Below are 4,813 nucleotides of genomic sequence, written 5' to 3' on the forward strand. Positions count from 1 at the left end.
GGCGAGGGCGCCGAGCCGCCGCTGGTCGACCGCGACGAGCTGCGCGCGCAGATCCGCCGCCTGGCCGCGCGCCGGGACGAACTCGAGGGCGGCTTCGCCTTCGACCACCTCTGCGCCGACTGACCCGGCGCGCCTCCCGGGGCCGTCCGCCCGCACCCCGCGGGCATCGCTCCCCGAATTCTCCCGAGCACGGTTGAACCTTCGCCGTGGCCGTTCCGTACCCATGCGCGAATGGACGCCAGGTCTTCCCTACCGCACCGGAAGGCGCGGCGACGGTGCGGAAAGGGCATCGTCGACCGTCGACGTGCAACCGGAACGTCGCAGTGCTCCGCACCCCGAATTCCGTCGGTCCGCCGGGGTCACGAGTCAACTACCGGATCGAGAAGGAGAGCATTTCTATGCGCAGGTCCACACGGGCGCGCCGGTCATCCGGTAACGCGCGGAGCAAGCGGCTGCTGGCCGTGGTCGGCACGCTCGCGGTCTTCGGCGGAGTCGTCGCCGTCACCCAGATCTCGTCCGCCCAGGACCGGCGGACGAACGTCCGTACCGCCCCGGTGGCCTGCACCGGGGCGAGCCCGGGGGCGACCGCGCCGAACGGCCAGGGCAGCACCACCCGGACCTGGCAGAACGGTCGCTGGGTGCGCAACCACTGGGGTGACGGGCAGTTGTCCGCCGCCGAGTGCCAGCAGACCCGGGGCGGCGGTGCCGGCGCCGGCACACCGGTGGTGACCTGCCCCGACGTGAAGAGCCGGCTGCCGCAGGTACCCGATCAGGCGCGCGCCGAGGTGGACCGCAACCTCGCCCTGTTGGACGCCCAGATCGCCGAGGCCAACCGGCGGCTCGCCGCCGACGGCGGCCGCAGCGGCCAGGATTTCCTCAACAACGCGATCCTGCGGCCGCTGGCCGACAAGCGGACCGCGGCGCTGAACCGGATCGCCACCGCGATCGGCCGGGTCGCGCCACGGCCGGAGGGGCTCGACCAGTTCGCTCAGTGCGCGCTGGCCGACAATCCGCAGAACGGCGGCCAGAACGGTGGGAACAACAACGACGGCCAGAACGGGGGCCAGAACGGTGGCGGCAACAACAACGGTGGCCAGAACGGCGGGAACAACAACGGCGGGAACAACAACGGGAATGGTCTGGGCGTGCTCGCCAAGGACTGCATCAACAGCCGGTTGCAGCCGCACGACGGTTTCCAGGCCGGCAACCGGTGCGTGAGCACCGCCTTCGGTGAGGTCGGCGCGGCGGCGAACAACCCGTCGCTGCTCATCACCCAGTTCCCCGGGCAGGTCCGGCGGAACCAGCCGTTCACGCTCCGGGTCACCACCCGCAACCTGGTGCGGGACCGCTTCCTCGCCGCCGGCCAGGGTGGCTACTACCTGGAGAGCTCGTTGCTCAACGACCAGGGTCTGGTACGCGGCCACTTCCACACCGCGTGCCGGATGTTGAACAGCCTCCGCCAGCCGCCGAACCCCCAGGACGTGCCGGCGTTCTTCGTGGCCACCGAGGACGGCAAGGGCAGCGCCCAGCCGGACGACGTGCTCATCCAGATTCCCGGCCTGCCGCAGTCGGGTGTCGCCCAGTGCGCGGTGTGGGCCGGCGACGGTTCGCACCGCATCCCGATGATGGAGCGGGCCAATCAGACCCCGGCCTTCGACGTGGTGCGGATCCGGGTCAACTGACCGGTCGCGCGGCCGGGATCGTCCGGGACGTACCCGGGCGGCCCGGCCGTCGTTGGGCCCGAGCGAGGGCGGGCAGGTCGCGGCAGAAAATTGTGGACGTGGGAAAAGCGGATCGGGGTCACGCCGATTTCTCAGCGTGACCCCGGGGTGCCCGACGGTGAGCCGGGAGGGTTCAGCGGTTCTTGTACGCCTCCACCACCGACACCGGGATGCGGCCCCGCTCGGAAATCTCGTAGCCGTTCTTGGTCGCCCATTCCCGGATGGCGCGGTTCTGCTCGCGGTCCATTCCGGAGGTGGCCGGACGGGTCGTCCGCCGGGTGGCCCGGCCGCTCTCCACCGGCCCGCGCCCCATCCGCCTGCCAGCGCTGATGTACGGGTCCAGGGCCTTGCGCAGGACGCCCGCATTCTCGTCCGAGACGTCGATCGTGTACGCCACGCCGTCCAGGCTGAACTCGACGGTCCGGTCGGCCTTTCCGCCGTCCAGGTCGTCGGTCAGAACTGTGATTACTTTCCTTGCCATCGCCATTACTCCCTGTGTCGGGCGGGGTGTGGCTAAGAGTTTGACGTATCGCGCGGCAAATTCGCAACAATACTGGCCGTTCGCCATTCGGCGAGTCGGCTAATCCGGCTCGCGGGAATGGCGCGCCCCGGGCGCCGGCCGGCCGTGGCGGACTGGAAAGTGGCGTGGGTCACAACCCGGAACAAGGGGAACGCTTTGTTACTTGAGTCTGACACGCTCAACTCAACGTGATAGCAGGTGTTCGATGGCAACTCTTCCGGTACTTCCGCTGACCGACGCCGTCCTGCTGCCCGGCATGGTCATCCCGGTGACCCTCGACCCGACCACCCAGGCCGCGGTCGACGCGGCCCGCGCCAGCGGCGACAAGACCCTCCTCGCCGTGCCCCGCATCGACGGTGAGTACGGCTCCGTCGGCGTGATCGCCACCATCGAGAAGGTGGGTCGGCTGCCCAGCGGCGAGCCCGCCGCCGTGATCCGCGGCCTCGCCCGCGCCCGCATCGGCTCCGGCGTGCCGGGGCCGGGTGCCGCGCTCTGGGTGGAGGCGACCGAACTCGACGAACCCGCCCCGGCCGGGAAGGCCCGGGAACTCGCCCGCGAGTACCGCGCCCTGATGACCTCGGTCCTCCAGCAGCGCGGCGCCTGGCAGGTCATCGACGCCATGGAGCGGATGACCGACCTCTCCGAGCTGGCCGACGCGGCCGGCTACGCGCCCTGGCTCACCCTGGCCCAGAAGACCGAGCTGCTCGGCGCCCCGGACGTCACCGCCCGGCTGGAGCTGCTGGTCGGCTGGGTGAAGGACCACCTGGCCGAGCAGGAGGTCACCGAGCAGATCAACAGCGACGTCCGCGAGGGGCTGGAGAAGTCCCAGCGGGAGTTCCTGCTGCGTCAGCAGCTCGCCGCGATCCGCAAGGAACTCGGCGAGGACGAGCCGGACGGCTCCGCCGACTACCGCTCCCGGGTGGAGTCCGCCGACCTGCCCGAGAAGGTTCGCGAGGCCGCCCTGCGCGAGGTCGGCAAGCTGGAGCGGGCCAGCGACGCCTCGCCGGAGGCGGGCTGGATCCGTACCTGGCTCGACACCGTCCTCGAGATGCCGTGGAGCACCCGTACCGAGGACAACACCGACCTGGCGGCGGCGCGGGCGGTGCTCGACGCCGACCACGCCGGCCTGGCCGATGTGAAGGAGCGCGTCCTGGAGTACCTCGCGGTGCGCAACCGGCGCGCCGAGCGCAACCTCGGCGTGGTCGGTGGTCGCGGCTCCGGCGCCGTGCTCGCCCTCGCCGGCCCGCCCGGGGTCGGCAAGACCAGCCTCGGCGAGTCCATCGCGCGGGCGCTCGGCCGCAACTTCGTCCGGGTCTCCCTCGGCGGCGTCCGGGACGAGGCGGAGATCCGCGGCCACCGGCGCACCTACGTCGGCGCGCTGCCCGGCCGGATCGTCCGCGCCCTGCGTGAGGCCGGCTCGATGAACCCGGTGGTGCTCCTCGACGAGGTCGACAAGCTGGCCGCCGGCTACTCCGGCGACCCGGCGGCGGCCCTGCTGGAGGTGCTCGACCCGGCGCAGAACCACACCTTCCGCGACCACTACCTCGAGGTCGACCTCGACCTGTCCGACGTGCTCTTCCTGGCCACGGCCAACGTGGTGGAGACCATTCCCGGCCCGCTGCTGGACCGGATGGAACTGGTCACCCTGGACGGCTACACCGAGGACGAGAAGGTGGCCATCGCCCGGGACCACCTGCTGCCCCGGCAGCGGGAACGGGCGGGGCTGACCGCCGACGAGGTGACCGTCGCGGAGGAGGCGCTGGCATTGATCGCCGGCGAGTACACCCGGGAGGCGGGCGTGCGGCAGCTGGAACGGGCCCTCGCCAAGATCCTGCGGAAGGTCACCGTGGCGCTGGCCGCCGACCCGACGCCGGTCCGGGTGGACACCGGAAACCTGGCCCGCTACCTGGGGCGGCCGAAGTTCACCCCGGAGTCGGCGGAGCGTACGGCGGTGCCCGGCGTGGCCACCGGACTGGCGGTCACCGGCGCCGGCGGCGACGTGCTCTTCATCGAGGCCACCAGCATGGAGGGCGAGCCGGGGCTGACCCTCACCGGCCAGCTCGGCGACGTGATGAAGGAGTCGGCGCACATCGCCCTGTCGTACCTGCGGTCGAACGGGCGGCGCCTCGGCATCGACCCGAACGCCCTCGCCGGACGGCGGATCCACGTGCACTTCCCGGCGGGCGCGGTGCCCAAGGACGGCCCGAGCGCCGGGATCACCATGGTCACCGCGCTGGCGTCGCTGGTGACCGGCCGGCCGGTCCGGCCGGAGTTCGGGATGACGGGCGAGGTGACCCTCTCCGGCCGGGTGCTGCCCATCGGCGGCGTGAAGCAGAAGCTGCTCGCCGCCCACCGGGCCGGCCTGACCGAGGTGATCATCCCGAAGCGCAACGAGCCGGACCTTGACGACCTGCCCACCGAGGTGCGGGAGGCGCTGACCATCCACACCCTCGCCGACGTCGCGGACGTGCTCGCCCTGGCGCTGCGCCCGGCCGACGTCGACGCGGGCACCCTCGGCGGCCAGCCGCTCGCCGCGGCCTGACCACCCGACACACCGAGGCCCCCGGTCCAC

General features: G+C 72.0%; 3 protein-coding genes. 2 read left to right on the forward strand and 1 reads right to left on the reverse strand.

Annotated features, from left to right (window positions below):
- Positions 1–398 precede the first annotated feature (398 nt).
- The gene (locus tag ACWEVO_RS30130; protein WP_452310854.1) at positions 399–1,682 is read left to right on the forward strand and encodes a hypothetical protein; all 1,284 of its coding nucleotides are present in this window, start codon (positions 399–401) and stop codon (positions 1,680–1,682) included.
- A gap of 172 nt (positions 1,683–1,854) precedes the next feature.
- Here the strand turns inward: ACWEVO_RS30130 and ACWEVO_RS30135 are convergent, their stop codons facing one another.
- A complete protein-coding gene (locus ACWEVO_RS30135) occupies positions 1,855–2,202 on the reverse strand; it encodes a histone-like nucleoid-structuring protein Lsr2 (protein WP_452310855.1) in 348 nt (115 codons plus the stop codon).
- Between the two features lie 244 nt (positions 2,203–2,446).
- On the opposite strand from ACWEVO_RS30135, the gene lon reads away from it, so the two are divergent.
- On the forward strand, positions 2,447–4,783 hold the full coding sequence (gene lon / locus ACWEVO_RS30140; protein WP_452310856.1) for an endopeptidase La: 2,337 nt from the start codon (positions 2,447–2,449) through the stop codon (positions 4,781–4,783).
- The last annotated feature ends 30 nt before the right edge of the window (positions 4,784–4,813 follow it).

This window comes from Micromonospora sp. NPDC003776, from assembly GCF_053605645.1.

Excerpts from the sequence above, each read along its gene's own strand:
- ACWEVO_RS30130 (WP_452310854.1), top strand. The coding sequence starts at position 399 with ATGCGCAGGTCCACACGGGCGCGCCGGTCATCCGGTAACGCGCGGAGC.
- ACWEVO_RS30135 (WP_452310855.1), bottom strand. The coding sequence starts at position 2,202 with ATGGCAAGGAAAGTAATCACAGTTCTGACCGACGACCTGGACGGCGGA.
- lon (WP_452310856.1), top strand. The coding sequence starts at position 2,447 with ATGGCAACTCTTCCGGTACTTCCGCTGACCGACGCCGTCCTGCTGCCC.